24 protein-coding genes are annotated in these 23388 nt (G+C 58.8%); 13 read left to right on the forward strand and 11 right to left on the reverse strand.

Annotated elements, in window-relative coordinates; all coding sequences use genetic code 11:
• The first annotated feature begins 7 nt into the window (after nucleotides 1–7).
• Entirely contained in the window at nucleotides 8–1543 is a 1536-nt protein-coding gene (locus tag BM152_RS00945; protein WP_066603267.1) for an SPOR domain-containing protein, read from the forward strand.
• A gap of 78 nt (nucleotides 1544–1621) precedes the next feature.
• On the opposite strand, the gene BM152_RS00950 is transcribed toward BM152_RS00945, so the two are convergent.
• Nucleotides 1622–2647: a hypothetical protein gene (locus BM152_RS00950; RefSeq protein ID WP_066603269.1), complete on the reverse strand. Its 1026-nt coding sequence runs from the start codon at nucleotides 2645–2647 to the stop codon at nucleotides 1622–1624.
• A 103-nt stretch (nucleotides 2648–2750) separates the two neighbouring features.
• Here BM152_RS00950 and BM152_RS00955 point away from each other — a divergent pair, with 103 nt between their 5' ends.
• Nucleotides 2751–3398, forward strand: coding sequence for a sulfotransferase family 2 domain-containing protein (locus BM152_RS00955; RefSeq protein ID WP_066603736.1), 648 nt, complete (start codon nucleotides 2751–2753; stop codon nucleotides 3396–3398).
• 301 nt (nucleotides 3399–3699) lie between these two features.
• Complete coding sequence (locus BM152_RS00960; protein WP_082715358.1) at nucleotides 3700–4395, forward strand: Hint domain-containing protein; 696 nt, start codon at nucleotides 3700–3702, stop codon at nucleotides 4393–4395.
• A gap of 162 nt (nucleotides 4396–4557) precedes the next feature.
• On the opposite strand, the gene BM152_RS00965 is transcribed toward BM152_RS00960, so the two are convergent.
• The 6 genes from BM152_RS00965 to BM152_RS00990 form a co-directional block, all read right to left on the reverse strand.
• Nucleotides 4558–6765 (reverse strand): 3-hydroxyacyl-CoA dehydrogenase NAD-binding domain-containing protein, encoded by a 2208-nt coding sequence (locus BM152_RS00965; RefSeq protein ID WP_066603272.1) that lies wholly within the window; start codon nucleotides 6763–6765, stop codon nucleotides 4558–4560.
• Nucleotides 6766–6779: 14 nt separating this feature from the next.
• The gene (locus tag BM152_RS00970) at nucleotides 6780–7991 is read right to left on the reverse strand and encodes an acetyl-CoA C-acetyltransferase (RefSeq protein ID WP_066603276.1); all 1212 of its coding nucleotides are present in this window, start codon (nucleotides 7989–7991) and stop codon (nucleotides 6780–6782) included.
• A gap of 112 nt (nucleotides 7992–8103) precedes the next feature.
• A complete protein-coding gene (locus BM152_RS00975) occupies nucleotides 8104–8316 on the reverse strand; it encodes a hypothetical protein (protein ID WP_066603279.1) in 213 nt (70 codons plus the stop codon).
• A gap of 86 nt (nucleotides 8317–8402) precedes the next feature.
• The gene (locus tag BM152_RS00980) at nucleotides 8403–10175 is read right to left on the reverse strand and encodes an acyl-CoA dehydrogenase C-terminal domain-containing protein (protein WP_066603281.1); all 1773 of its coding nucleotides are present in this window, start codon (nucleotides 10173–10175) and stop codon (nucleotides 8403–8405) included.
• 41 nt (nucleotides 10176–10216) lie between these two features.
• Nucleotides 10217–10606, reverse strand: a complete 390-nt coding sequence (locus BM152_RS00985; protein ID WP_066603284.1) for a MerR family transcriptional regulator — start codon at nucleotides 10604–10606, stop codon at nucleotides 10217–10219.
• A 391-nt stretch (nucleotides 10607–10997) separates the two neighbouring features.
• Nucleotides 10998–11369, reverse strand: a complete 372-nt coding sequence (locus tag BM152_RS00990; protein WP_066603288.1) for a MerR family transcriptional regulator — start codon at nucleotides 11367–11369, stop codon at nucleotides 10998–11000.
• A 274-nt stretch (nucleotides 11370–11643) separates the two neighbouring features.
• Between BM152_RS00990 and BM152_RS00995 the strand changes: the two genes are divergently transcribed.
• From BM152_RS00995 to BM152_RS01005, 3 genes are read left to right on the forward strand one after another with little or no spacing between them, the layout of a single operon-like run.
• On the forward strand, nucleotides 11644–12072 hold the full coding sequence (locus tag BM152_RS00995) for a PaaI family thioesterase (protein WP_066603290.1): 429 nt from the start codon (nucleotides 11644–11646) through the stop codon (nucleotides 12070–12072).
• A complete protein-coding gene (locus BM152_RS01000) occupies nucleotides 12069–12569 on the forward strand; it encodes a PaaI family thioesterase (RefSeq protein ID WP_066603292.1) in 501 nt (166 codons plus the stop codon). Before BM152_RS00995 ends, BM152_RS01000 begins: the two co-directional genes overlap by 4 nt.
• Nucleotides 12562–13878: an MATE family efflux transporter gene (locus BM152_RS01005; RefSeq protein ID WP_066603300.1), complete on the forward strand. Its 1317-nt coding sequence runs from the start codon at nucleotides 12562–12564 to the stop codon at nucleotides 13876–13878. The genes BM152_RS01000 and BM152_RS01005 overlap by 8 nt, the downstream gene beginning before the upstream one ends.
• 63 nt (nucleotides 13879–13941) lie before the next feature.
• Here BM152_RS01005 and BM152_RS01010 read toward each other — a convergent pair whose 3' ends face one another.
• Together BM152_RS01010 and BM152_RS01015 are read right to left on the reverse strand one after the other, a co-directional pair.
• Nucleotides 13942–15015, reverse strand: a complete 1074-nt coding sequence (locus BM152_RS01010) for a quinone-dependent dihydroorotate dehydrogenase (RefSeq protein WP_066603302.1) — start codon at nucleotides 15013–15015, stop codon at nucleotides 13942–13944.
• A 10-nt stretch (nucleotides 15016–15025) separates the two neighbouring features.
• On the reverse strand, nucleotides 15026–15361 hold the full coding sequence (locus tag BM152_RS01015) for a DUF952 domain-containing protein (RefSeq protein WP_066603304.1): 336 nt from the start codon (nucleotides 15359–15361) through the stop codon (nucleotides 15026–15028).
• A 198-nt stretch (nucleotides 15362–15559) separates the two neighbouring features.
• On the opposite strand from BM152_RS01015, the gene BM152_RS01020 reads away from it, so the two are divergent.
• The 6 genes from BM152_RS01020 (at nucleotide 15560) to BM152_RS01045 (ending at nucleotide 19496) form a co-directional block, all read left to right on the forward strand.
• Nucleotides 15560–17122: a bifunctional metallophosphatase/5'-nucleotidase gene (locus BM152_RS01020; RefSeq protein ID WP_066603307.1), complete on the forward strand. Its 1563-nt coding sequence runs from the start codon at nucleotides 15560–15562 to the stop codon at nucleotides 17120–17122.
• 116 nt (nucleotides 17123–17238) lie between these two features.
• Complete coding sequence (locus tag BM152_RS01025; RefSeq protein WP_066603309.1) at nucleotides 17239–17703, forward strand: GFA family protein; 465 nt, start codon at nucleotides 17239–17241, stop codon at nucleotides 17701–17703.
• A 3-nt stretch (nucleotides 17704–17706) separates the two neighbouring features.
• Complete coding sequence (locus tag BM152_RS01030; RefSeq protein ID WP_066603313.1) at nucleotides 17707–18012, forward strand: DnaJ family domain-containing protein; 306 nt, start codon at nucleotides 17707–17709, stop codon at nucleotides 18010–18012.
• 127 nt (nucleotides 18013–18139) lie between these two features.
• Nucleotides 18140–18805 (forward strand): SOS response-associated peptidase, encoded by a 666-nt coding sequence (locus BM152_RS01035; RefSeq protein ID WP_066603315.1) that lies wholly within the window; start codon nucleotides 18140–18142, stop codon nucleotides 18803–18805.
• The gene (locus tag BM152_RS01040) at nucleotides 18802–19197 is read left to right on the forward strand and encodes a PaaI family thioesterase (RefSeq protein WP_066603317.1); all 396 of its coding nucleotides are present in this window, start codon (nucleotides 18802–18804) and stop codon (nucleotides 19195–19197) included. Before BM152_RS01035 ends, BM152_RS01040 begins: the two co-directional genes overlap by 4 nt.
• A 92-nt stretch (nucleotides 19198–19289) precedes the next feature.
• Entirely contained in the window at nucleotides 19290–19496 is a 207-nt protein-coding gene (locus BM152_RS01045; protein ID WP_066603323.1) for a YgaP family membrane protein, read from the forward strand.
• Nucleotides 19497–19805: 309 nt separating this feature from the next.
• Here the strand turns inward: BM152_RS01045 and purD are convergent, their stop codons facing one another.
• Nucleotides 19806–21071 (reverse strand): phosphoribosylamine--glycine ligase, encoded by a 1266-nt coding sequence (gene purD, locus BM152_RS01050; RefSeq protein ID WP_066603325.1) that lies wholly within the window; start codon nucleotides 21069–21071, stop codon nucleotides 19806–19808.
• A gap of 87 nt (nucleotides 21072–21158) precedes the next feature.
• Here purD and xseA point away from each other — a divergent pair, with 87 nt between their 5' ends.
• The gene (xseA, locus tag BM152_RS01055) at nucleotides 21159–22724 is read left to right on the forward strand and encodes an exodeoxyribonuclease VII large subunit (RefSeq protein WP_066603329.1); all 1566 of its coding nucleotides are present in this window, start codon (nucleotides 21159–21161) and stop codon (nucleotides 22722–22724) included.
• A 181-nt stretch (nucleotides 22725–22905) separates the two neighbouring features.
• Here xseA and BM152_RS01060 read toward each other — a convergent pair whose 3' ends face one another.
• Nucleotides 22906–23364, reverse strand: coding sequence for a hypothetical protein (locus BM152_RS01060; RefSeq protein ID WP_074913882.1), 459 nt, complete (start codon nucleotides 23362–23364; stop codon nucleotides 22906–22908).
• Nucleotides 23365–23388: the final 24 nt, after the last annotated feature.

Here is a 23388-nt window from a genome sequence, read left to right on the forward strand (position 1 = left end):
CCACATAATGCAGGGTTTGAAAACGATTTCCGTCGCAGCCGTAATAGCGACATTGGGCGTGTCTACTGTCGGTTTGTCCGATGCATCGGCGCGCACGCTTTATAATGCAGATCATCCGGCGGAGTTTCCGCCGGTGTCCTTTAACGGGACGCAATATGTTGATAGCCGTGGCTGTGTCTTCGTGCGTGCGGGCACAGATGCCGCTGTGCAGTGGGTGCCGCGGGTGACGCGGGATCGTAAGGTGCTTTGCGGTTTTAAGCCGACATTCGCCAATATCGATGATGCCCTGCCAGTGGTCCCCGACCCTAAGCCAAGTGCGTCTACTCAGGTCACGACCGTTGCAGAGGCGACAAAGCCTGTTGTGACACCTGCTGCGCAGAAAAGATCCACGGTTCAGGCCGCGGCTGTGACGCCTTCGGTTGAGGTTGCTCCGAAACCTGTGGCGCCCAAACCCGCGCCCGCGCCGAAACAGCCCGACTTGCCACCTTTGGAGCAGCTTGCTGGCAAGACCGTCGGGGAGCAGGGCTGTGTGGCCTCTGTCTCTGATGGCCAGTTGCGCTGTGCGACAGAGACGGTGGAATATATCCTGAAACGTCTGCCTGCGGGTGTAACCGTGCGGACCGCTGATGGCGGGCGCATGACCACAACAGAGCCGACGCTCGTGCGGGTTCCGGTCAAACGCGCCGCGCCTGTGCCGGCACCGGAATCTTTGCCGCCAGTTGCGATGCCGGAAACGGTGCGGGTGGCCTCGGTCACGCAAGCAGATGCCATGACGCAATGCGCAGGGCTTTCGGGCAATGCGATGCAATATATGAACACGAACGGGCGCTATGCTGTGCGGTGTGGGCCGCAGGCGGTGCATCCGTCCGAGTATGTGAAACGTCAGGCGCAGAGGCGCTTGTCCAGCCGGAGCACGCATCAGGTGGCTGTTGCACGGGCGGCAGGCATGGATGCAACCGCTTTGCCGCGTCCGGTGGGGATCGGTTTGCCTGAGGGATACAGCCGCGCATGGGATGACGGGCGGCTCAATCCGTATCGAGGCCCTGTGAGCGCGCGCGGTGATCTCCAGATGGCTCAGGTCTGGACCCAGACCTCGCCCGCTTACGGCATCTACGCGCCGCGCAAACGGACCTTCTGGGAATGGCTGTTCGGCACCTCCGTCAAGTCGCGCACCACGGTGACGGCGCATGCGGCTCATGATGCGAACCCTGTCCAGATTTCGACCAAATCCGAGGCTCCACTGCGCACGCCGCTTGCGGCTCAAGTGCGGCCTCAAACGGTGCAGAGTCCCTCTGTGCCAACACAAACGGCGCAGGCTTTGCGCTATGTTCAGGTGGGCACCTTTGGCGTGCCTGAAAATGCCGAGCGCTCGATTTCACGGCTCTCGGCTATGGGGTATCCCGTTTCGTCGCAAATTCTGCACCGTGGCGGGAAACCTTTGAAGATTGTTCTGGCCGGTCCATTTGCCCGGCCCGAGCAAACACTGTCCGCTCTGTCTGCTGTCAAAGGCGCAGGCTACGGGGACGCATTCGCACGCAAATAGCGTTGAGTTAACGAGGCAGACCAATAAAAAAGAAACCCCCGCATACGGCGGGGGTATTCTTGTTTCTAGGGGGTGGTTTTATCCGCCGCATACGCCCTGAAGTGCGACCCAGTCTCCATCTGACAGAACGAGGCGGGTGGTCTCGATCTGGACGCCGTCCGCCTCGATCAGCGGCAGGACCGATGCGCCGGTGATGTCGCGTGCATAGGCATAGGGGGCGCTATGGACCTGTGCCTTGGCGAAGGCGGCGATGAGAGGGGCCTCGGGAACAGGGGGCTGCACCATCGTCAAAAGGCTCTCGGCATGGGCGTCGAGCATTTCGGGCGGGATGTGACCTGTGGTCAAAAGCCGGATCGAACTGGTCAGCCCTGCCTCCCGCAACAACCGCTCAAGCGGGTCTTGCTCCTGCGCCCGCACAAGCTCTGCGAGCACATAGCCTGCGGCCACATCGGGATCTTCGTAATCTTCCACCACAGCGCGATTCAGGAGGATGATTTGGCCGGGGAGATGTTGGGACACCGCCACGCCGCTGGTGAGGACAACGATTTGTCCGCCACTCCCGGGGATGAGGCGGGCCTTCAATTTATTCAGCGCCTGTGCGCCATGCACCGTGTCACAGGGAGCCCCCGACAGCCGTTTGATCCGATCCAGAAGCTCCTGTCCGATTTCGGAGCGTGTGGCGGGGGGGACGATAGAGACCGCTTGCCGGATCAGCGCACCGGGGAGCCAGAAGGCACCCAGTGCCAGCACGGCCGCTGCGCCTAACCCGAAAATCAGCCCGCGCAACCGTCCGGGATGCGGGCGGGCGCGGTCGATGGCACGCCGGATGCGCGTGATGGCGTCAATCATCAACGTATCGTCGATCTCCAGCTCCTCGCTGCTGTCGGGAGCAGGGCGGTAGCGGGCGGGGACTTCCCCTTCGTCGGTGATGCGTTCGATGGCGGGCAGGGACCAATGCGTCAGCGCGCGCCCGTCCGTGCGGGATTCGCTGATCGTCAGGGTGGCCTCGCCCAGAGAGATGATCACGGAGCGACGCTGGCTTTCCCCTTCGGGAAGCCAGAGACCGGTGGCTTCGAGCCGTTCGAATTCCGTGAGCGCGATCATGCGCAGCCTGCTCTTTTCTTTGTTGTTCGGGGCAATCTATCGCGGAACGTGCCGCGCGACAATCGCTCTGGGAAGAGAAGACAAAAGGCTTTACGATTTCTCCATGATCATTTCGCCCGGACGCCGTTATATCTTTGTTCATATCCCCAAAACGGGGGGCACAGCGCTGACGCAAGCGCTGGAATCCCGTGCCATGGCGGATGACATTCTTATTGGCGACACGCCGAAAGCGGTCCGTCGGCGCGCACGGGTCAAAAAGCTCACGGCAGCGGGGCGGTTGTGGAAACATTCACGCCTGTGTGACATCGAAGGGCTGGTTGCGCGGGAGGCCTTCGCGGATCACTTTACCTTCACTTTGGTGCGCAATCCTTGGGACCGGTTTGTATCCTATTACCATTGGCTCAGAGAACAAAGTTTTGATCATTCGGCGGTTCGTTTGGCCAAAGCTACGGAATTTTCGGATTTTCTGAATGACCCGCAGACGGTGAAAAGCCTGTCGATGCCGTCCAGCGCCTATATGCGGGACGGCGCAGGCGTGGAGCGCGCAGACCTCTATCTGCGTCTTGAATCGCTGGACGAAGATCTCGCGCCGCTTTGGGAGCATCTGGGGTTCAACCTGTCACCGATTACACCACTCAATGCATCGCGACGGGCGCGTGATTTTCGCGAATATTACTCCGATGCTGATGCAGAGTTAGTAGCTCGAATCGCGGCAGAGGATATTGCGCGGTTCGACTATCGTTTCGCGTGATTCGACAGCGCAGGGGGAGCGTATAGAGAGAATCGGCGTCTGAGTTACCGTTTTTGTGCGAAGTTTAGGAGGTGAAAGGCGCAGAAATGGCGGCTCGCGGCTGCGGGAAAATGCGATTTGTCTTCTTTGCGGAGACAATTAGGTCAAATTTTCACGATATATTATCATTTGTGGCCAGTGCCTCATTTGAGACCCAATCGCGTCGAACTGTGACCCCATCTTTTACCTTCTTATTATTTGTATTGAACGAAGACCTCGGACTGCTCTCCGAATTTGTGCCTATCAGAATAGGAATGCTGCGATGATAAAGTTACGCGATATGTTTCGCAAAGAGCTGGCCTGCGACGCCAATGAACGGTCGGGCGCTTGGGACGGGGCACTCTCTGACAGCCATACGTTGCTCACCTCCGGTCTTATTGCAGGCACAAAGGTTGCCACGGAAATAGGTTGGCGCGATGTAGAGGCATTGCAGGCCGGAGACAAGGTTCTGACCTTTGATGACGGATTGCAAACCGTGCGCAAGGTGTCTCGTCGCTGGACCTATCAAGAGCCGCATTTGACGCCTGAGGAATTCTGGCCGCTCGATGTGCCGGAGGGAGCTTTGGGGAATCGCACGGGGCTTATTTTGCTGCCGGATCAGCCGGTGATGATGGAGAGCGATTCCAGCGAGGCGACATTTGGAGATCCTTTTACCCTGATCCCAGCGCGGGCGCTTGAGGGCTACAAGGGGATTGATCGTCTCTGTGCTGATATTCCTGTCGAGGTCGTGGCCCTGCATTTTGATACGGAACAGGTTGTGTTCGGCAATATCGGCGCGTTGTTTTATTGTCCTGCCAAGGGAGGCGCGTCTGACGCCTGCGTTGCGCCACGCTATGAGGCGTTGCCGCTGACCCTGTCGCGTATGTTTGTGGCTGCGTTGGCCCAGCAGGGCGCAGATGGTGGTGTGACGATGCGCAGGCCGGAAATGCCATCGCAAACGCAGTCAACTGTCGTCTGAAATTCGTTTAGGCTTTCGGGATGAGGCCGGGAGGGGCCCGCGCATGGGGAGTGCGCGGGTCTTTTCATGTTTGTAGGGGTGTCTTGAAGTTGCCTCCCCTTTAAAACGCATGAAAAAGCCCTCCCGAATGGGAGGGCTTGATCGTGGTGGTGGTGGCCTAGATCAGGCGGCCTTGCTGTCCTTGCCTGTGCCGAAACGCCCGTAGAAGGTCTCGCCACTCTTTGCCAGATCACGCAGCAGCTCCGGTGTCTTGAAACGCGGCCCGTGGGTGGCGGTGAGATTGTCGCAAATCTCCACAGCTTTCGCGGCACCGATGATGTCGAGCCATGCAAACGGTCCGCCGGACCAAGGAGCAAAGCCCCAGCCGAGGATCGCACCCACGTCACCTTCGCGGATGTCGGTCAACACGCCATCCTCAAGCGCACGCACGGCTTCCAGAACCTGTGCCATCATCAGACGATGCTGCACTTCGTCGAGATCGGGTTGGGCGTCGGCGGCAGGGAATTCATCCGTGAAGCCCTTCCAAAGCAGCCCGCGTTTGCCCTTCTCGTCGTAGTCGTAGAAACCGGCGCCCGCTTTTTTACCCAGACGCCCTTGATCGAACATCCAGAAAACCACCTCGTCCACAGCCTCGTCGGGATAGTCGTCGCCCATAGCGGCTTTGGTTGCCTTGGCGATTTTCACGCCGAGATCAATGGAGGTCTCGTCGATCAGCTGAAGCGGCCCGAGCGGGAAGCCCAGAAGTTTCGCGGCATTCTCGATGAGCGGCAGGTCAACACCTTCGGCGGCCATGCGCACCCCTTCGTTGATGTAGGGGATGATGCAGCGGTTGGCATAGAAGAACCGCGCGTCATTGACGACGATCGGGGTTTTGCGGATCTGGCGCACATAGTCGAGCGCCTTGGCCACGGCGACATCACCGGTCTGCTTGCCTTTGATGATCTCGACCAGAAGCATCTTGTCCACCGGACTAAAGAAGTGGATGCCGATGAACTGATCGGGTCGCACGGAAGCTTTGGCCAGCTCCGAGATCGGCAGGGTCGAGGTGTTGGATGCAAAGATGCAGTTCTCGTCCACGATGGCTTCGACCTTTTTGGTCATCTCCGCCTTCACGCCGATGTCCTCAAAGACGGCCTCGATGATCAGGTCACAACCCTTGAGCGCGTCGAGATCGGTGGTCGCAAGGATACGGCCCAAGACCTCTTCTTTCTTCTCCGGCGTCACCTTTTTGCGGGAGATGCCTTTGTCGAGGATGGTTTCGGAATAGGATTTCCCCTTGTCCGCCGCCTCCTGTTTCTGGTCGATCAGCACGACTTCAATGCCTGCATTGGCAGAGACATAGGCAATGCCCGCGCCCATCATGCCCGCGCCGAGAACGCCGACTTTCTTGACCGTCTGGTCATCAACGGCAGGACGGTTCGCGCCTTTTTCCAAGGCTTCCTTGTTGATGAACAGAGAACGGATCATGTTGGAGGAGGACGGGTTCATCAGCACATTTGTGAACCAGCGCGCCTCGATCTTGATTGCAGTATCAAAGGGCACCATCGCGCCTTCATAGACCGCAGACAACAGGGCCTTGGCCGCCGGATAGACGCCTTGGGTGTTGCCGTGGACCATGGCGGAGGCGCCGACAAAAGTCATGAAACCCGCCGGATGATAGGGCGCGCCGCCGGGCATTTTCCAACCCTTCGCGTCCCACGGTTTGACAATATCCGCATCCTTGGCGTTCAAAACCCAGTCTTTGGCCTTGGCCAGAAGCTCGGAGGGTTCCACAACTTCGTGGACGATCCCCGAAGATTTGGCCTTTTTCGGATCCATCAGCTTGCCTTCAAGCAGGATCGGTGCCGCAGCCATAGCGCCCAACAGACGCGAGACGCGGGTGGTGCCGCCCATGCCGGGGAAGATGCCGACCTTGATTTCCGGCAGGCCGATCTTGGCCTTGGGATTGTCGGCCACAAAGATGCGGTGACAGGCCAGCGGGATTTCAAGCCCGATGCCAAGCCCCGTGCCCGGCATGGCGCAGGCCACAGGCTTTCCGCCTTTGTTGGTTTTCGGGTCCATGCCCGCGCGTTCGAGTTTGCGCAGGATCGCATGCATGGACATCAGCCCTTCAAACAACCCCTTGGCTGGCTCGTCTCCGGCCTCTTCTTTCATCCGTGCGATGATGTTGAGGTCCATCCCGCCGGCAAATGTATCCTTGCCGGAGGTGACGATGATGCCTTTGACGGCGTCGTCGCCAAGTGCCTTGTCGATACAGGCGTCAAATTCCTTGATCCCCTCCATCGACAGCACGTTCATGCTTTTGTTCGGGAGATCCCAGGTGATCGTTGCCACGCCATCGGCGTCTACGGAATAGTGAAAATCGGTCATGGTTCTCGTCTCCCTTACACGCGTTCGATGATGGTGGCGGCACCCATGCCGGATGCGATGCACAGCGTGGCAAGACCCACGCCTTTGCCGGTGCGCTCCAACTCGTCAAGCACTGTCCCGATGATCATCGCCCCCGTCGCGCCCAGCGGGTGGCCCATTGCGATAGCCCCGCCGTTGACGTTCACTTTGTTCTCGTCCACGTCAAAGGCCTGCATGAAGCGCATGACCACAGCGGCGAAGGCTTCGTTCACTTCGAACAGGTCGATGTCATTGATGGTCATGCCGTTGTCGGCGAGGATTTTCTGCGTGACCGGAACCGGACCGGTGAGCATGATCGTCGGATCGGTGCCGATTTTCGCGGTGGCGCGAATACGGGCGCGGGGTTTGAGGCCCCATTTCTCCCCGAATTCCTTGTTGCCGATCAGCACAGCCGCCGCCCCGTCCACGATGCCGGAGGAGTTGCCGGCGTGGTGGATGTGGTTGATCTTCTCAAGATGCGGATATTTCATCAACGCAACCTTGTCGAAGCCCGGCATGCTCTCGCCCATATCCTTGAAGGACGCCTTGAGATTGCCGAGTGCTTCAACCGTGGTGCCCGGACGCATGTATTCGTCGCGGTCCAGAATGGTCAGACCGTTCTGATCCGTGATCGGCACGATGGACTTGGCAAAGCGGTTGTCTTTCCACGCGGCTTCGGCGCGGTTTTGCGACTGGACGGCCAGCGCATCGGCTTCTTCGCGGGTGAACCCGTATTGAGTGGCGATGATGTCCGCGGAAATGCCCTGCGGCACGAAATAGGTTTTCATGGCCAGACTCGGGTCCACGGCAATCGCCGCTCCGTCAGAGCCCATCGGCACACGGCCCATCATTTCGACGCCACCGGCAATATAGCCCATGCCCGCGCCACCTTTGATCTGGTTGGCGGCAATGTTCACAGCTTCCATGCCGGATGCGCAAAAGCGGTTGATGGCGAGGCCGGGGATCGACTCGTCAAGGTCGGAGGCCAGAACGGCGGTCCGTGCAAGACAGCCGCCCTGTTCGCCCACCTGTGTGACATTGCCCCAGATCACGTCTTCGACCGCATGACCGTCAAGGCCGTTGCGCTCTTTGACCGCATTCAGAATTTTCGCAGACAGCGCGGCCGAGGTTACCTCATGCAGGCTCCCGTCCTTGCGCCCTTTGCCGCGCGGACTGCGCACGGCGTCATAAATATAGGCTTCAGTCATTCAATCCTCCTCAAGACCCGCTTCGGGCCCGTCCATAGTGCTAACTGTGTCCCACCTGTAAAAGCGTCAAGTGAGACAGTTTGAACCGCTGCCTGTCTGTCCCGTGTCCGGCTTAGCGTTTTCGCTGTGCCAGCTCCGAATTGAACAGTCGCAAACGGTGCGTCAGTTTTTCTTCGTCCGTGACGGAGTTGAAATTCTCGAACAGGAAAGACAGCGCCTCTCCCTCGTCGAGTCCCGCCTCCCTCGCGAAACTTCTAAGTCGACGATACCCGTCTTCCGTCATGGAAACAGGAAAACGCCGCGTCATTCTGAACCGTTTGGGCATGGTTACGCTCCGTCATTTTGCCGCATGGGCGCATAAAAAAGGCCCCCGCCAAGGGCAGGGGCCTCATGTCTCGGGTCGGGTCTAACTTAGAACGCCTCGGCGGGCAAAGTCATCACCGGATCGGCTCCGGATTCGATGCGCTTCAAAAGCGTGCCGGTCATCGGCAGCTGGCGGGCCATGTAATACCGCGCGGTGGTGAGCTTGTTCTGGTGGAACTCGGGATCATCCGTGCCGTTCTCCAGTGCGGCCAGCGACACTTTCGCCATCCGTGCCCACATCAGGCCAAGGCAGACATAGCCGAACAGATGCATGAAGTCATACGATCCGGACAGCGCCGCATTCGGATTTTTCATGCCGTTTTGCATAAAGAACATGCCCGCGCTCTGGAGGTCTTTCGAGGCCGTTTTGAGCGGATCCACGAAGTCTGCCATATCGTCGTTGCTGTTTTCCTTGCAGAAACCTTTGACCATATCGAAGAAGGCCATGACGTATTTGCCGCCGTCCAGCGCCAGTTTGCGGCCCACAAGGTCCAGCGCCTGCACGCCGTTCGCGCCTTCGTAGATCATGGCGATCCGTGCATCACGGGTGAACTGGGACATGCCCCATTCTTCGATATAACCGTGGCCGCCGTAGACCTGTTGTGCGTTGACTGTGGCCTCATAGCCTTTGTCGGTGAGAAAGCCCTTGAGGACCGGAGTCATCAGGGAGATCAGGCCGTCGGCTTCCTTATCGCCGGAGCGGTGCGCCTGATCGATCAGGTTTGCGCCCCAGAGCATGAAGGCGCGTGCGCCCTCGATAAAGCTCTTCTGGTCCATGAGGGTGCGGCGGATGTCCGGATGCACGATCAACGGATCGGCAGGCCCGTCAGGATTGGCCGGTCCGGTCACTGCGCGCCCTTGCAGACGGTCTTTCGCATAGATCACGGCGTTTTGATAGGCGGCTTCGGCCTGTGCCAGCCCTTGCATGCCGACGCCCAGACGGGCCTCGTTCATCATGGTGAACATGGCACGCATACCTTTGTGCATTTCGCCCAAGAGATAGCCGTTGGCTTCGTCATAATTCATCACGCAGGTGGAGTTGCCGTGGATGCCCATTTTCTCTTCGATGGAGCCGACCGAGACGCCATTGCTGGACCCCACGCTACCGTCTGCGTTCACATTGAACTTCGGCACAATGAAAAGCGAGACGCCTTTGATGCCTTCTGGCCCGCCGGGGATTTTCGCCAGAACCAGATGGATCACGTTTTCGGACATGTCGTGGTCACCGGCAGAGATGAAGATTTTCTGTCCCGTGATCTTGTATGACCCGTCGTCTTGTGGCTCGGCCTTGGTGCGCATGAGACCCAGATCGGTGCCGCAATGCGGCTCCGTCAGGTTCATCGTGCCGGTCCATTCACAGGAGGTCATTTTCGGCAGATAGGTGGCTTTTTGCTCTTCTGTGCCATGCACAAGGATCGCCGATGCGGCCCCGTGGGTGAGGCCCTGATACATGGTGAAGGCCTGGTTGGCGGCAGAGAAAAGCTCGCCCACGGCGGTGCTCATAAGATAGGGGAGGCCCTGACCGCCATATTCTTCCGGCAGGTCAAGCCCCGGCCAGCCGCCTTCTTTCACTTGCTCGAACGCTTCTTTGAAGCCGGTCGGTGTGGTGATGACGCCGTTTTCAAAGGTGCAGCCTTCCTGATCGCCAACGGTGTTCAGCGGCGCAATCACATCAGAGGCCAGTTGTCCGGCAGCGTCGAGAATGGCTTCGGTAAATTCCGGCTCAAGATCCGAATATCCCGGAATGTCGGAGCCGGAAATGTTCAGCACCTCGTGCAGCACATATTGAATGTCTTTCGTCGGAGCGGTGTAGCTCGGCATGGCGTGTCTCCCTTTCGTTCAGCGCACGAGGAGACCTTTCGTCACCCGTCGCGTTTCAATCCCTCGATTCGCCTTTCGACAAATCCGATTTCATCCTCCAGTTCGGTCATGAGCTCTGTCAGCGCCTGTTTTTGCGCCTCCATCTCCGCGAGCTTCACATGATACGCTTTCAACGTGTTGCGCATCTGTGCCTCTCCGCCGTCTTCCTCCGAGTAGAGATTCAGCAACTGCCGGATCTCTTCCAGAGAGAAGCCAAATTTTTTGCCGCGCAGGATCAGGATCAAACGTGCCCTGTCCCGTTTGGTGAACAGCCGCTTCTGACCCTCGCGGATCGGGAACAGCAGTTCCTTGGCTTCGTAAAAGCGCAATGTGCGGGGCGTTACATTGAACGCGTCACACATCTCGCGGATTGTCATAACCTCTTTCGTCACGTCGGCGTGCTCCGGTCTCGTCGCTTGGGGTGATCCGGTTGCCCGGAAGTGGTGCCCCTTTTTGCGGCGCGAAGCTTTGCCTTCGCACCACTCTAATCTTATCTGGGAGGCCTCTTTAATCGAAACGTGGCGTCACTTCGTCATGACGTTTGTGGCGCTAGGGGCCTTCTGGACGATCTTGAAAATATTCTTTCGCAAAGGGCATTGCAAACGATTTGGTAAAAGTCGTTAAAATTGCATGTGTTTCTGCTGTTTATAGGCATTAAAGCGCTTTGGTTTTTACGACAAAAAGTGCGCATAATGGTGCGAACTTCGCGGACGTCTGAGTCGTAAACTGGCTTTGTTGTCGGGCATCCGACCTGAGGAACGTAACGTCGCAAACCTGCGCCGCTTAGGATTTGACGTTCTTGGCCGTCTCCGCGCGCAACTCCTTGAGTTCCGCAATCGCCTGTTCCAACTCGCGTTTCTGTTCTTCGAGAGCTGTGAGCTGACGGTCTGCCAGTTCGAGAAAAGCTTGCGATTGAGCCGCGGTGCCCTCTTTCTCGTAGATCAAAAGCCACTGGCGGATTTCTTCCAGAGAAAACCCGTATTTACGCCCGCGCAGGATGAGCTTCATCCGTGCCACTTCGCGGGGCGTGTAAAAGCGGGACCGGCCTTCCTTCTCGGGGGCCAGAAGTTCGATATATTCGTAATACCGCAGGGTGCGTGGAGTCACATCGAACTCCGAACACATTTCTTTGAACGTGAGACGTTGGTCTGACATGGTTTCTCCCTCCCTCACGTCGCATCTAAACCGCTCGGTTCAGTTTCGCAACCTAAATCCGTTCTTCTCATTGACCATAGCCACGGCTGCGGGCGGGGTTCAAGGTGATGTTGCGTCGCGGGTCGCTTTGGAATTGTGCCGCATTTCGTGGCGTCATCGCTGCTTCTGCCTGCCCCCTCGTGCATAATTTGTCCTTGCAGGATCGGCGCCAAGTCACATTATATCAGAGCCTTGATGCAAAGCGCCCGAGACGCCAGACAGGAAAGCCCGATTTATGCAAGCGGATCGCACGAAAATCGCCAGACAGTTTATCGAAGGCCTGCCGCATTGTAATGCGCTCGGCATGTCTCTGAGTTCTATCGGAGAGGGCGAGGCGGAGATTCTCATGCCCTACGCGGAAAAGCTGATCGGTGATCCGGAGACCGGCGTCATTCATGGCGGTGCCGTGTCGGCGCTGATGGATACCTGCGCGGGGGCGGCGGTGATGAGCCATCCCGAAGCGGGTCTTGCCACGGCCACGCTGGATCTCAGGATTGATTACATGCGCGCGGCCAAGCCCGGAGCGACGGTCACAGCCCATGCGATTTGTTATCATATGACGCGGTCCGTCGCTTTTGTGCGGGTCTCTGCGACAGACGGAACCTCCGATGTCCCCGTGGCGGCGGCGACCGGAGCCTTTACTGTGGAAAGGGGCAAATCATGAGCCGACCCAAGCCCGAACCCGTTCAGGTGGTCAAGGAACGCCGCGATGCTGCGTTGGCCGCTTTGGTGGCGCGTGTGCCCTATGTGGCCTTCATGGGGTTTCAGTTTGAACGGCGCGGCGACGAGCTGACGGCGCTGATGCCCTATCGTCCCGATCTGATCGGCAATCCGTCGCTGCCCGCGTTGCATGGCGGGGCGCTGGCCGCCTTTCTGGAAGTCACGGCGCTGATCTCTCTGAGCTGGTCGATGGTCTGGCCGAAGATCGAGGCCGGAAACACGGTTGATGTGCTGCCGGCATTTCCGAAAACCATTGATCTGACCGTGGACTATCTGCGCTCTGGTCTGCCACGGGACGCCTATGCCCGCGCCGAGATTACCCGCGCCGGACGCCGTTATGCCTCCGTGCAGGTCGAAGCATGGCAGGACAACCGCGCCCGTCCGACTGTGCAGGCCATCGGACATTTTCTGATGCCGGAAAGATCCGTCACAGATGGTTGAACCGATCGCGTTGACCCATCGACGGGTTCTTAAAATCGCGGTGCCGATTGTTTTGTCCAATGCCACTGTGCCCATTCTGGGGGCAGTCGATACCGGTGTTGTCGGGCAGTTGGGAGAAGCCGCGCCCATCGGAGCAGTCGGGATCGGCGCAGTCATGCTGGCTTCGCTCTACTGGGTTTTCGGCTTTTTGCGGATGGGCACCACGGGGCTTGTCTCTCAGGCGCGTGGCGCAGGAAATGCGGGAGAGGTGGCGGCACTTTTGACCCGTGCGCTGATGATCGGCGTATTGGGTGGCGGGCTGTTGATCCTGTTTCAAATTCCGGTTCTGTGGGCTGCGTTTCAGGTGTCGCCAGCCTCGCCCGATGTCGAAAGCCTCGCACGCAGCTATATCGGCATCCGCATCTGGTCCGCACCGTTCAACATCGCGCTCTTTGGTCTGACCGGCTGGCTTATTGCCCAAGAACGGACCAAGGCGGTTCTGTTACTACAACTCTGGATGAACGGATTGAACATCCTTTTGGACTTCTGGTTCGTGCTGGGACTTGGTTGGGGCGTTGAAGGTGTCGCGATTGCGACGGTTCTGGCCGAGGTGACGGGGGCGAGTTTCGGGCTGTGGCTCTGCCGCGATGCGTTCAATACGCCGCTTTGGCGTGACTGGGTGCAAGTGTTTGATGCGGCCCGTCTGCTTCATATGCTCAAGGTCAACACGGACATCCTGATCCGTTCGGTTCTGCTTCTGGCAATCATGGTGAGCTTTACCTTTTTCGGGGCAGGTTTTGGCGATTTGACGTTGGCCTCGAACCAGATCCTGATGCAGTTCATCGAGATCACCGCCTATGCGCTCGACGGGTTTGCCTTTGCCGCCGAGGCCATCGTGGGGCTTGCGATGGGGGCGGGGTCCCGAACGTCGCTGCGCCGTGGTGCGATGCTTGCGTCCTTTTGGGGGCTGATCGTGTCGGGATTGCTGGCGTTGGGGTTCGCGGTCTTTGGCGGCGCGATCATTGACGCCATGACCACCGCGCCGGATGTGCGCACCGAAGCGCGGAGGTTTCTGCCGTGGATGGTCGCCGCTCCGCTTTTGGGGCTTGCGGCATGGATGCTCGACGGTGTTTTTATCGGAGCGACGCGCACCCGCGACATGCGCAATATGATGGTGCTGTCCCTTGTGGTCTATCTGGTGGCCGTGACGCTTTTGATCCCGCTCTGGGGCAATCACGGGCTCTGGGCCGCATTGATTATCAGCTACATCGCACGCGGTGTGACTTTGATGTGGAAATATCCGGGTTTGGAACGTGACGCGGCGGGATAATCCCGCCGCTGTTCGCGTCTTTTCACGCGTTACCTCAAAGAATTGATGCGCAAGAGATGTGGCTCAAAGCCAGTCGCTGCGTAGGGTTCCTACCGCTTCGGAGACCGTCTCGAACCCGTCTTTCGCCAACAGGTCTTCGAGACCATGGGCAATGCGCGGGGCAAGGGAAAGCCCCTGATAGACCATCGCTGAATAGAGTTGCACCAGCGAGGCTCCGGCGCGGATTTTCGTGTAGGCATCCAACGGCGAGGCAATGCCGCCAACGCCGATCAAGGGCACGTCCTCGCCCAGTTCGCGCGACAGGATGGCCAGCACGCGCGTGGACTTTTCGAACAAAGGACGGCCCGAAAGACCGCCAGCCTCTGATTTTTCTGCAGATTTCAAACCATCTCGCGACAGGGTGGTGTTGGTGGCGATCACCCCGTCAATGCCGGATTTACGGGCCACTTCGGCAATCTCCGAGAGTTCCGTGGTGTCCAGATCAGGTGCGATTTTCAGGAGAACAGGCACAGCCTGTTTCAACCCTTTGCGCGCGTCCAGCACACCGGCAAGCAGGGCTTCGAGGGCTTCGGGGCCTTGCAGGTCGCGAAGTTTTTCGGTGTTGGGGCTGGAGACGTTGACCGTCGCGAAGTCAATGAAATTCCCGCAATGGGCCAGCACTTTGGCAAAGTCGGCGGCGCGATCATAGCTATCTTTGTTGGCACCAAGGTTGAGGCCGACCGGAATCTCCACCTTGCGATTCGAATGGCGGCAGCGCGCCAGCCGGTTGGCGATGACTTCCATCCCGTCGTTGTTAAAGCCGAACCGGTTGATCACGGCTTGATCTTCGGTGAGCCGGAATAGGCGCGGTTTCGGGTTGCCCGGCTGCGGACGCGGCGTGGCGGCCCCCAGTTCGAGAAAACCGAAGCCCGCGCGGGACAGTTGCGGAATGGCTTCGGCGTTTTTGTCATAGCCTGCGGCCAGACCCACGGGATTCGGCAATTCCATCCCCGCAAATGTGGTTTTCAGGCGCGCTGAGGTGACAGGACCGGGCAGCGGGGCCAGCCCCGCACGCAGGGCGGCAATCGACAGCTTGTGGGATTTCTCCGGATCAAAGCTGCGCAGGACCATCATGCCGAACTGTTCAAAAAGGGTCATGTGCGGCTCCTCAGGCAAGGTCGGGGAAGATGTGGCCGTCGGGGCCAAGGGGCAGGGGCTTGGCCCAGAGAATATCCGCCATGCTCAGAGCGCGATAGAGATGCGGAAACAAAGAGCCGCCGCGTGCAGGTTCCCATTTGAGATGGGGGGCAAGCGTGTCGCTCTCCAGCGCCAGAAGATGCAGGTTGTCTTCATCCGCAAACCACTTGGCGGCGGTGTCCCTGACCTGTGCGGCGGTGGAGAAATGGATATAGCCATCGGCGAGATCCACAGGTGCGCCTCGGGTCTCTCCGGCTGTTTGCATGGCCGCCCATTCGGGGGCGCGGAAAATTTTGTAAATCAGCATGGGTTCCAGATGCCAGTGCGCGCGCGCGTGGTCAATGAGACTCTGTGTCCATTCTCGCGTATCATGGCTAGTGTTGCCTGCGATTGCGGCGCTACACATTCGTCACATGGCGAATGTAAATGAAATGTCGCGTAGGCTTTGACTCTTTGATCAACTTTGGTCAGGCTGGAATTTATCAAGATTAACAGGGGGCAAGATATGCTCAGAACAGTTCTCTCTTCCACCGCATTTCTGGCGCTTATGGCCGGTGCGGCCCATGCCGATTACACGCTGCACGTCATTCATATCAATGATTTGCACAGCCGAATCGAGCCGATCACGAAATACGACAACACATGTTCTGCCGAAGACAACGAGGCGGGCGAGTGTTTTGGTGGCGTGGCCCGCGTGGCGACCATGATCAACCAACTGCGCGAAGAGCTCGCAGGTGAAAATTTCATCGTTCTGGATGCGGGCGACGAATATCAAGGCTCCTTGATGTACACGACCTACAAAGGTGACGTGGAAATCGAGATGATGAACAAGATCAGTTTCGACGCGATGGCTGTCGGCAACCACGAGTTCGACGATGGCGACGAAGGCCTGTTAAAACTGCTTGATGGCGCGGACTTCCCTGTCATCTCCGGCAACCTTGATGTGTCGCAGTCCAACCTGCTCGCTGGAAAACTCAACGATCACCTCGTGCTCGAAGTGGGTGGCGAGAAAATCGGCATTGTCTCGGCACTGGCGACCGATACAGTCGAAACCGCGAGCCCCTCTGCAGCGGTGATTTTCTCCGATGAGATCGAAAATCTTCAGCAGGATGTGGACACTCTAACCGAGGAAGGCGTGACCAAGATCATCGCGCTCAACCATGTCGGTGTGACCAAAGACCTCGAAATTGCCGAGAAGGTCTCCGGTCTTGATGCGGTGGTCGGTGGTCACTCCCACACGCTGTTCTCCAACACCGAAGAGGCCGATTACGCCTATCCGACAATGGTCGGGGACGTGCCTGTGGTGCAGGCCTATGCCTATTCCAAATATGTCGGCCATTTGATCCTGACCTTTGACGACGACGGCAATGTGACCTCTGCGACCGGCGACACGATTCTTCTCGATGCTTCCGTGCCTGAAGACGAAGAGATCAAAGCGCGTGTGGCCGAGCTTGCCGGACCGATCGAAGAGCTGAAAGCCAAGGTTGTGGCTGAAGCCACCGCTGACATCGACGGGTCGCGCGAGACCTGCCGCTCGGTGGAATGTCCGATGGGCAATCTGATTGCGGATGCCATGCTGGACCGTGTGAAGGATCAGGGCATCGAAATCGCGATCCAGAACGGTGGCGGTGTACGTGCGTCTATCCCCGGTGGTCAAGTGACCATGGGCGATGTGCTGACCGTGCTGCCTTTCCAGAACACGCTCTCGACCTTCTTTGTGTCCGGTGCGACCATTGTCGAAGCGCTTGAAAACGGCGCGTCGCAAATGGAAGAGGGCGCAGGACGTTTCGCTCAGGTTGCTGGCATGAGCTACACCGTGGATCCCTCGGCTGAAGTTGGATCCCGCATTTCCGACGTGATGGTTGGCGATGCGCCGATTGATCCCGAAAAGACCTATGGTGTCGTGTCCAACAATTACGTCCGCAATGGCGGGGATGGCTACAAGATGTTTCTTGATGCCGAAAACGTCTACGACTTCGGACCGGATCTGGCCGATGTCACGGCGGAATACATGATGGAACATGCGCCTTACGAACCTTACACGGATGGTCGCATCACTGTGAAATAAAACAGTGAAGTAAATCTGTCTGCCGCGGCGCCGAAATACGCCTGACGGTATAGACAAACGGCAAAGCCCTCGCGATCATGCGGGGGCTTTTTCTTTGATGGCACGGGAGGATTACGATGCATGGACGTTGTACCTGCGGGGAAGTGGAGTTCGAGGTCACGGCAGAGCCGATGATTGTGCATTGTTGCCATTGCACATGGTGCCAGCGGGAAACCGGCTCCGCCTTCGCCTTGAATGCCTATGTGGAGCGCGAGGCCGTGAAACTGACCAAGGGCACACCTGAGCGCGTGGAGACCCCTTCCAATTCCGGCCACGGCCAGTCCGTGTTGCGCTGCCCGTCTTGCAAGGTGGCGCTTTGGTCGCATTACGCTGGCTCAGGTGAGGCGATTGCTTTTCTCCGCTGTGGCACTCTGGAAGAACGTGCGGAGATCGTGCCGGATGTGCATATCTTCACCTCGACCAAACTGCCTTGGGTGGTATTGCCTGAAGGCGCGCAGGCGTTTGAAGGGTTCTATCGTCCCAAAGAGGTCTGGCCGGAAGAGAGTCTTGCACGGTTCAAGGCGGCGCGCGCGAAAGGATAAGGCATGGATCATCCGCTGATTGATTTGATCAACCAGAAGATTGCCGAGGCTGAACGTGACGGAGCCTTTGAGAACCTCTCAGGGGCAGGAAAGCCCTTGCCCAGAGAAGATGATCCGGACAACGCGCTGCTCAATCGACTGGTCAAGGAAAGCGGCGGCGTGCCGGAATTTGTAACACTGTCGCGGGAACTGGCAAAACTGCGCGAGGAATTGCGCGACACGGCAGACCGGACACGACGCGCCGAAATCATGAAAGACATGTCGATGATGGATGCCAGGATCGAACTGGCCCGCAAGGCGCATCGGTGAGCCACGCGATGGTCGGAAGCGTTTTTCCACCGCCTCCGGCTTTCTGATGGCGCAAATACTCATCAGGTCAAAACGCCTCCGCACGATCTGCGCTGGCCCCCGCTGCCTGATCCATTAAACTGGCCGCATGTGTGGACGCTTTGCCCTTTCCCTGCCCGATGATGCCATGGCGCGCCTGTTTGAGGCTGTGCCTGCCAATGATCTACCGCCAATCCCCAACTTCAACATCTGCCCGAGTACGCAAATTCATGTCATCTATCATGAAAACGACCAACGCCGCCTTGTGCCGATGCGCTGGGGTTTTGTGCCGCATTGGTATAAATCCGCCGGCGACGGGCCCTTGCTGATCAATGCCCGCGCCGAGACGATTGCGGAGAAGCCCGCCTTTCGGGAGGCCTGCCGCAGGCGTCGCTGTCTCATTCCCGCAGACGGGTTCTTCGAGTGGCATCGTCCGGAGGGGGGTGAAAAGCTGCCGTGGTATATCCAGCCCGCAGGTGAGGGGTCGATGGTCTTTGCCGGCATTTGGCAGGATTGGGAGCAAGACGGCGTGCGCCGGTCATCCTGTGCCATCGTCACCACCGAGGCCACAGGGCGTATGGCGGAGATTCACCATCGGATCCCCGTGATTTTGCAAGCGGGTGATTGGGGCAAGTGGCTTGGCGAAGAAGGCCATGGTGCCGCGCGTTTGATGCTGCCCGCACCGGACGAGACGTTACGCTTTCACCGAGTGGGCAGGGCGGTAAATTCCAATCGGGCCGCAGGACCCGCGTTGATTGAGGAGATTGATATATGAAGACTTCGCTGTTGGAGGGCCCATCGGCGGCGCTGGCGCATCTGGGTATTGAAATGACAGGATGGGATCACGGCGTTGCGCGGTTCGAGGCGACCGTTGCGCCGTTTCATCTGAACCGTTCGGAGATTCCTCACGGCGGGATTTATGCGACCATGCTCGATACGACGATGGGCTATGCTGGCGCCTATACCGGAGACCCTGATCAGCGCCGTATGACGCTGACCCTGTCTTTGAACATCAGCTATCTGTCGCGTCCGAAGGGCACGCGCCTTATAGCGGTGGGGCGGCGCATCGGGGGCGGTGCCAAGACGTTTTTCACAGACGGGCGCCTGACGGATGAGACCGGCGAATTGATCGCCACGGCGCAGGGGACGTTTCGAGTGCGATCCTAGAACGCGATGCGCAAAGTATACATTCAATATATTGAATTTAATGGGGTGAAATGCTAAATATGGCGTAAATCAATTCATTACGGAGAAACCCCATGTCCATTGATCGCGCTGTTTTCGCCTTTGCCGGCGTCATGATCATCGTCAGCGTGTTGCTGACCCAGTTCGTTCACCCGATGTTCGTCTGGTTCACCCTGTTTATCGGGGCAAACCTGCTTCAGTCGGCCTTCTCCGGCTGGTGTCCTGCGGCCAAGATTTTTGCAAAGCTCGGCCTGCCTGCGGGGTGTGCATTTGGCAAGTGAGCCGCTGAACGCTGAGCGGTACGAATGTGAGTATTTTTGCAATCAGAAAGCCCTTTCCGGTGTTCGTTGCCGGAGGGGGAGAAGTAGATTGGCCAGTTCATAGCCAATCTACCTTGTCTTTAAGACCGCAACTCCGACCGTTTGAGTGGACCTCTTGGTCTGTTGCGACAGTCGTTTCACGACTGTTTCGGGCTTTTGCCCTGAGCGTCCGGCCTTTTGGGCCGACTCTCTGGCCATTCGAGCCATGGATGCCTTTCGTCAGATGGTTATGCCATCGGTAAGGTTAACAGCGCCTTAACTGTCCCGAATTTATTTCAGCGCACGCCAGCCGATGTCGGAGCGGTTGAAGCCTTCGGGCCAGTCGATTCGCTCGATCATTGCATAGGCGCGATCCCGGGCGTCTTGAAGGCTGTCGCCTCGTGCCGTGACATTGAGAACCCGCCCGCCGGTGGCGATGATCTGCCCGTCTTTTTCGGAAGTGCCCGCGTGGAACACCATATTCATGCTGTCCTCGGGAAGCGCGTCGAGCCCTTTGATTGCGGAGCCTTTTTCATACGCATCGGGATAGCCGTTTGCCGCCATGACCACGGTCATCGCGTGATCGTCGGCCCAGTTCACCTTGGCCTGATCCAGCGTGCCGTTGGCGGTCGCCAGCATCAGGTCGAGTGCCTGCGCCCCCAGACGCATCATCAGCACCTGACATTCCGGATCGCCAAAGCGGCAGTTGTATTCCACAAGGCGTGGCTGGCCGTCTTTGATCATGAAGCCCGCGTAGAGCACCCCTTGGTAGGGCATCCCGCGCTTGGCCATTTCCGCCACTGTCGGTTTGATGATCTCGTCCATGGCTTTGGCAATCACGGCATCGGTCATCACAGGGGCAGGGGAATAGGCGCCCATGCCGCCGGTGTTCGGGCCTGTGTCGCCATCGCCTACGCGCTTGTGGTCCTGTGCGGTCCCCACGGGCAGGACGTTTTCGCCGTCGCACAGGATGAACCAAGAGGCCTCTTCGCCGTCCATGAATTCTTCGATCACCACTTCCGCGCCAGCGCCGCCAAAGGCTCCGCCGAACATGTCGTCAATGGCATCAAGCGCGGCCTGTTCGTCCATCGCCACGATCACGCCTTTGCCAGCGGCCAGACCGTCGGCTTTGACCACGATCGGCGCACCTTGCTTGCGGATGTAGGCCTTGGCTTTTTCAGCATCGTCAAAGCGGGCATAGGCTGCGGTCGGTGCGCCTGACGCATCGCAGATTTCTTTAGTAAAGCCTTTGGAAGCCTCAAGCTGGGCTGCCGCTTTCGACGGGCCAAACGTCAGAATGCCCGCTGCGCGCAGATCGTCGGCCACACCTGCGGCAAGGGGGGCTTCGGGTCCGATAATGACGAAATCAATCGCGTTTTGCTCGACGAAAGACACCACGGTTGCCCCGTCATTGATGTCGAAGGACGCGCATTCAGCGATCTTTGCGATCCCCGCATTGCCCGGCGCGACGATCAGTTTGTCGCATTTCGGGTTCTGCATCACCGCCCATGCCAGAGCATGTTCACGTCCGCCGCTGCCCAAGATCAGAATGTTCATCGCGCCTCTCCGCTTCACCTTTGCTTGCGCGCGTTCTAAGGTCAGTCCGAGTTTGACACAAGCACGAGCCGCCTTGGGAGGCATAAGATGTCCGACCTTTTCGAAGATGAAGGCCCTAAAGCCACATCCAACGCCCCGGAATTCTCCGTTTCCGAACTTTCGGGAGCGGTGAAGAAGCTGATCGAGGGTGAATTCGGGTATGTGAGGGTGCGTGCCGAAGTGGGCCGTGTGTCGCGGCCACGTTCCGGCCATCTCTATTTCGATCTGAAAGACGAAAAAGCGGTGATCAACGCGGTGAGCTGGAAAGGGCAGGTCGCGCGGATGGAGGTGCAGCCCGAAGAGGGTATGGAAGTCATCGCCACGGGGCGGATGACGACCTTTCCCGGCGGCTCGCGATACCAGATCATTGTCGACAATGTGGAACCGGCGGGTGCAGGCGCGCTTATGGCGATGCTGGAGAAGCGCAAAAAGGCGCTGGCGGCGGAAGGGCTGTTTGATGCAGCGCGCAAAAAGCCGCTGCCGTGGTTGCCGGAGGTGATCGGCGTGGTGACATCGCCTTCAGGGGCGGTGATCCGCGATATTTTGCACCGGTTGAGCGACCGTTTCCCCCGCCATGTTCTGATCTGGCCTGTTGCTGTGCAAGGCCAGAAAAGCGCGGCGGAAGTGGCCAATGGTATTCGCGGCTTTAACGCCTTGCCCGAAGGCGGTGCAATCCCGCGGCCTGATCTGATTATTGTGGCGCGTGGCGGGGGCTCGGTCGAAGATTTGTGGGGGTTCAACGAGGAGATCGTGGTGCGTGCCGCCGCCGAGTCCGCGATTCCCCTGATCTCTGCCGTGGGTCATGAAACCGACACGACGCTGATTGACTTTGCCTCTGACAAACGCGCGCCAACTCCGACTGCGGCGGCGGAACTGGCCGTGCCGGTGCGGCGGGAACTCTGGGTGACCATTCAGGAATTGCGGGCACGGATGGAGCGGGCGCTGACAGGCGGCGTGGATTATCGTCGCCAGCGCCTCAATGATCTCAGCCGCGCCCTGCCGCCGAAAGAGCGGTTGCTCGACGGGCCGCGTCAGCGCGTGGACCAGATTGATTTGCGTTTGACGCAGGCGCTTGTCAACGGGGTGCGCAACCGGCGGCTGAAACTGTCGGAGGCGGCGACAATCCTGCGGCCCTCGCTTTTACAAGGGCGGATGCAGGGGCATGGGGAGCGTTTGTCTGCCTTGTCGATGCGTCTCGCGCCGGCCCTGTCGCGCGGCACGACGCAGCACCGGCGCGATTTTGACCGGCTGGCGCAGCGCCTTTCCCCGCTGACGGTTTCGCGCAATACGGCGCAGGCCCGACGCGACCTGACGCAGCTTTCGGACCGTTTCGCCCGCGCGGCTATGGGGCAGACCCAACGCTGGCGCGCGGCGCTGGATCAGCGTTCCGGAATGCTGTCGGCGCTGTCCTATGAGGAGACGCTCAAGCGCGGCTATGCGGTGGTGCGCGATGCTGAGGGCGGGGTTGTGACCTCGACCAAAGACGCGGCGCGGATGCATGAGGTGCAATTTGCTGACGGGCGTGTGCAGATCGGGGGCGGTGTTGCCGCCAAGCCTGCGAAATCCGCAAAGCCGAGGGCCAAGACGGGACCGGAGCAGGGGAGCCTGTTCTGACGCGGAGACGCCGTTGCGGATCTGGTCGCCTTTGTGTGTCAGCGCTTATACAGGGCTTTCATGCGTTAACCTTAATCGGATCAACCTTAACGCACGTTCACCTTCGAACCTGTCCTCGTTCATACAGGTGACGTTCTGAACCGGCGCGGAAGCTGGCCGTTCAGAGCGCGTGATGGTTCCCTTATACCCCGACTTGCGGTCCCATGCAGGACAGTGGCCCGTCAGACGCCCAAGCCTCGTAAAGTTCCAACCCGTTGACTCCTTGGAACACGGCTTTGAGCTTGTCGCGCTCCACGAAGAATTGCCAGCATTGCGGGGCCATGCCGTCCTCGTAGATGAAGCAGATGTTCTGGTCCTGCTCGTACCAGATTCCTTCCTTGCATGTGTCCTTGTCAAAGGCCCAACGCACGCGCTTTCCGGGCAGATATTCCTCCGCCCCGTAGGGCTGTCCGCTTTCTGCATAGGTCAGGGTCTTGCCTGTGGCATAGGCATCAAACTCCGCGCCCGTCAGCGGGCCTTGGGTGGTCGGCAGGGTGGCTGTGGAAAATGCGCGAATCTCCGTGCCATCCAGCGGACCGGCCAGCGCGGTGGTTGCACCAAACAGGGCGCAGGCGAGGGGAAACAGATATGTCTTTATCATGCGGTAACCATGTCACAAGCCGCC

The organism is Celeribacter halophilus, from assembly GCF_900114135.1.
Classification (GTDB): domain Bacteria; phylum Pseudomonadota; class Alphaproteobacteria; order Rhodobacterales; family Rhodobacteraceae; genus Celeribacter; species Celeribacter halophilus.

What these genes read in the sequence shown, in the direction of transcription:
- BM152_RS01020 (WP_066603307.1), top strand. Translation starts at nt 15,560, where the DNA reads ATGCTCAGAACAGTTCTCTCTTCCACCGCATTTCTGGCGCTTATGGCC.
- BM152_RS00945 (WP_066603267.1), top strand. Translation starts at nt 8, where the DNA reads ATGCAGGGTTTGAAAACGATTTCCGTCGCAGCCGTAATAGCGACATTG.
- BM152_RS00970 (WP_066603276.1), bottom strand. Translation starts at nt 7,991, where the DNA reads ATGACTGAAGCCTATATTTATGACGCCGTGCGCAGTCCGCGCGGCAAA.
- BM152_RS01005 (WP_066603300.1), top strand. Translation starts at nt 12,562, where the DNA reads ATGGTTGAACCGATCGCGTTGACCCATCGACGGGTTCTTAAAATCGCG.
- BM152_RS00950 (WP_066603269.1), bottom strand. Translation starts at nt 2,647, where the DNA reads ATGATCGCGCTCACGGAATTCGAACGGCTCGAAGCCACCGGTCTCTGG.
- BM152_RS01000 (WP_066603292.1), top strand. Translation starts at nt 12,069, where the DNA reads ATGAGCCGACCCAAGCCCGAACCCGTTCAGGTGGTCAAGGAACGCCGC.
- BM152_RS01015 (WP_066603304.1), bottom strand. Translation starts at nt 15,361, where the DNA reads ATGCTGATTTACAAAATTTTCCGCGCCCCCGAATGGGCGGCCATGCAA.
- BM152_RS00995 (WP_066603290.1), top strand. Translation starts at nt 11,644, where the DNA reads ATGCAAGCGGATCGCACGAAAATCGCCAGACAGTTTATCGAAGGCCTG.
- BM152_RS00960 (WP_082715358.1), top strand. Translation starts at nt 3,700, where the DNA reads ATGATAAAGTTACGCGATATGTTTCGCAAAGAGCTGGCCTGCGACGCC.
- BM152_RS00975 (WP_066603279.1), bottom strand. Translation starts at nt 8,316, where the DNA reads ATGCCCAAACGGTTCAGAATGACGCGGCGTTTTCCTGTTTCCATGACG.
- BM152_RS00990 (WP_066603288.1), bottom strand. Translation starts at nt 11,369, where the DNA reads ATGTCAGACCAACGTCTCACGTTCAAAGAAATGTGTTCGGAGTTCGAT.
- xseA (WP_066603329.1), top strand. Translation starts at nt 21,159, where the DNA reads ATGTCCGACCTTTTCGAAGATGAAGGCCCTAAAGCCACATCCAACGCC.
- BM152_RS01060 (WP_074913882.1), bottom strand. Translation starts at nt 23,364, where the DNA reads ATGATAAAGACATATCTGTTTCCCCTCGCCTGCGCCCTGTTTGGTGCA.
- BM152_RS01030 (WP_066603313.1), top strand. Translation starts at nt 17,707, where the DNA reads ATGGATCATCCGCTGATTGATTTGATCAACCAGAAGATTGCCGAGGCT.
- purD (WP_066603325.1), bottom strand. Translation starts at nt 21,071, where the DNA reads ATGAACATTCTGATCTTGGGCAGCGGCGGACGTGAACATGCTCTGGCA.
- BM152_RS01035 (WP_066603315.1), top strand. Translation starts at nt 18,140, where the DNA reads ATGTGTGGACGCTTTGCCCTTTCCCTGCCCGATGATGCCATGGCGCGC.
- BM152_RS01045 (WP_066603323.1), top strand. Translation starts at nt 19,290, where the DNA reads ATGTCCATTGATCGCGCTGTTTTCGCCTTTGCCGGCGTCATGATCATC.
- BM152_RS00955 (WP_066603736.1), top strand. Translation starts at nt 2,751, where the DNA reads ATGATCATTTCGCCCGGACGCCGTTATATCTTTGTTCATATCCCCAAA.
- BM152_RS00980 (WP_066603281.1), bottom strand. Translation starts at nt 10,175, where the DNA reads ATGCCGAGCTACACCGCTCCGACGAAAGACATTCAATATGTGCTGCAC.
- BM152_RS01025 (WP_066603309.1), top strand. Translation starts at nt 17,239, where the DNA reads ATGCATGGACGTTGTACCTGCGGGGAAGTGGAGTTCGAGGTCACGGCA.
- BM152_RS01010 (WP_066603302.1), bottom strand. Translation starts at nt 15,015, where the DNA reads ATGACCCTTTTTGAACAGTTCGGCATGATGGTCCTGCGCAGCTTTGAT.
- BM152_RS01040 (WP_066603317.1), top strand. Translation starts at nt 18,802, where the DNA reads ATGAAGACTTCGCTGTTGGAGGGCCCATCGGCGGCGCTGGCGCATCTG.
- BM152_RS00965 (WP_066603272.1), bottom strand. Translation starts at nt 6,765, where the DNA reads ATGACCGATTTTCACTATTCCGTAGACGCCGATGGCGTGGCAACGATC.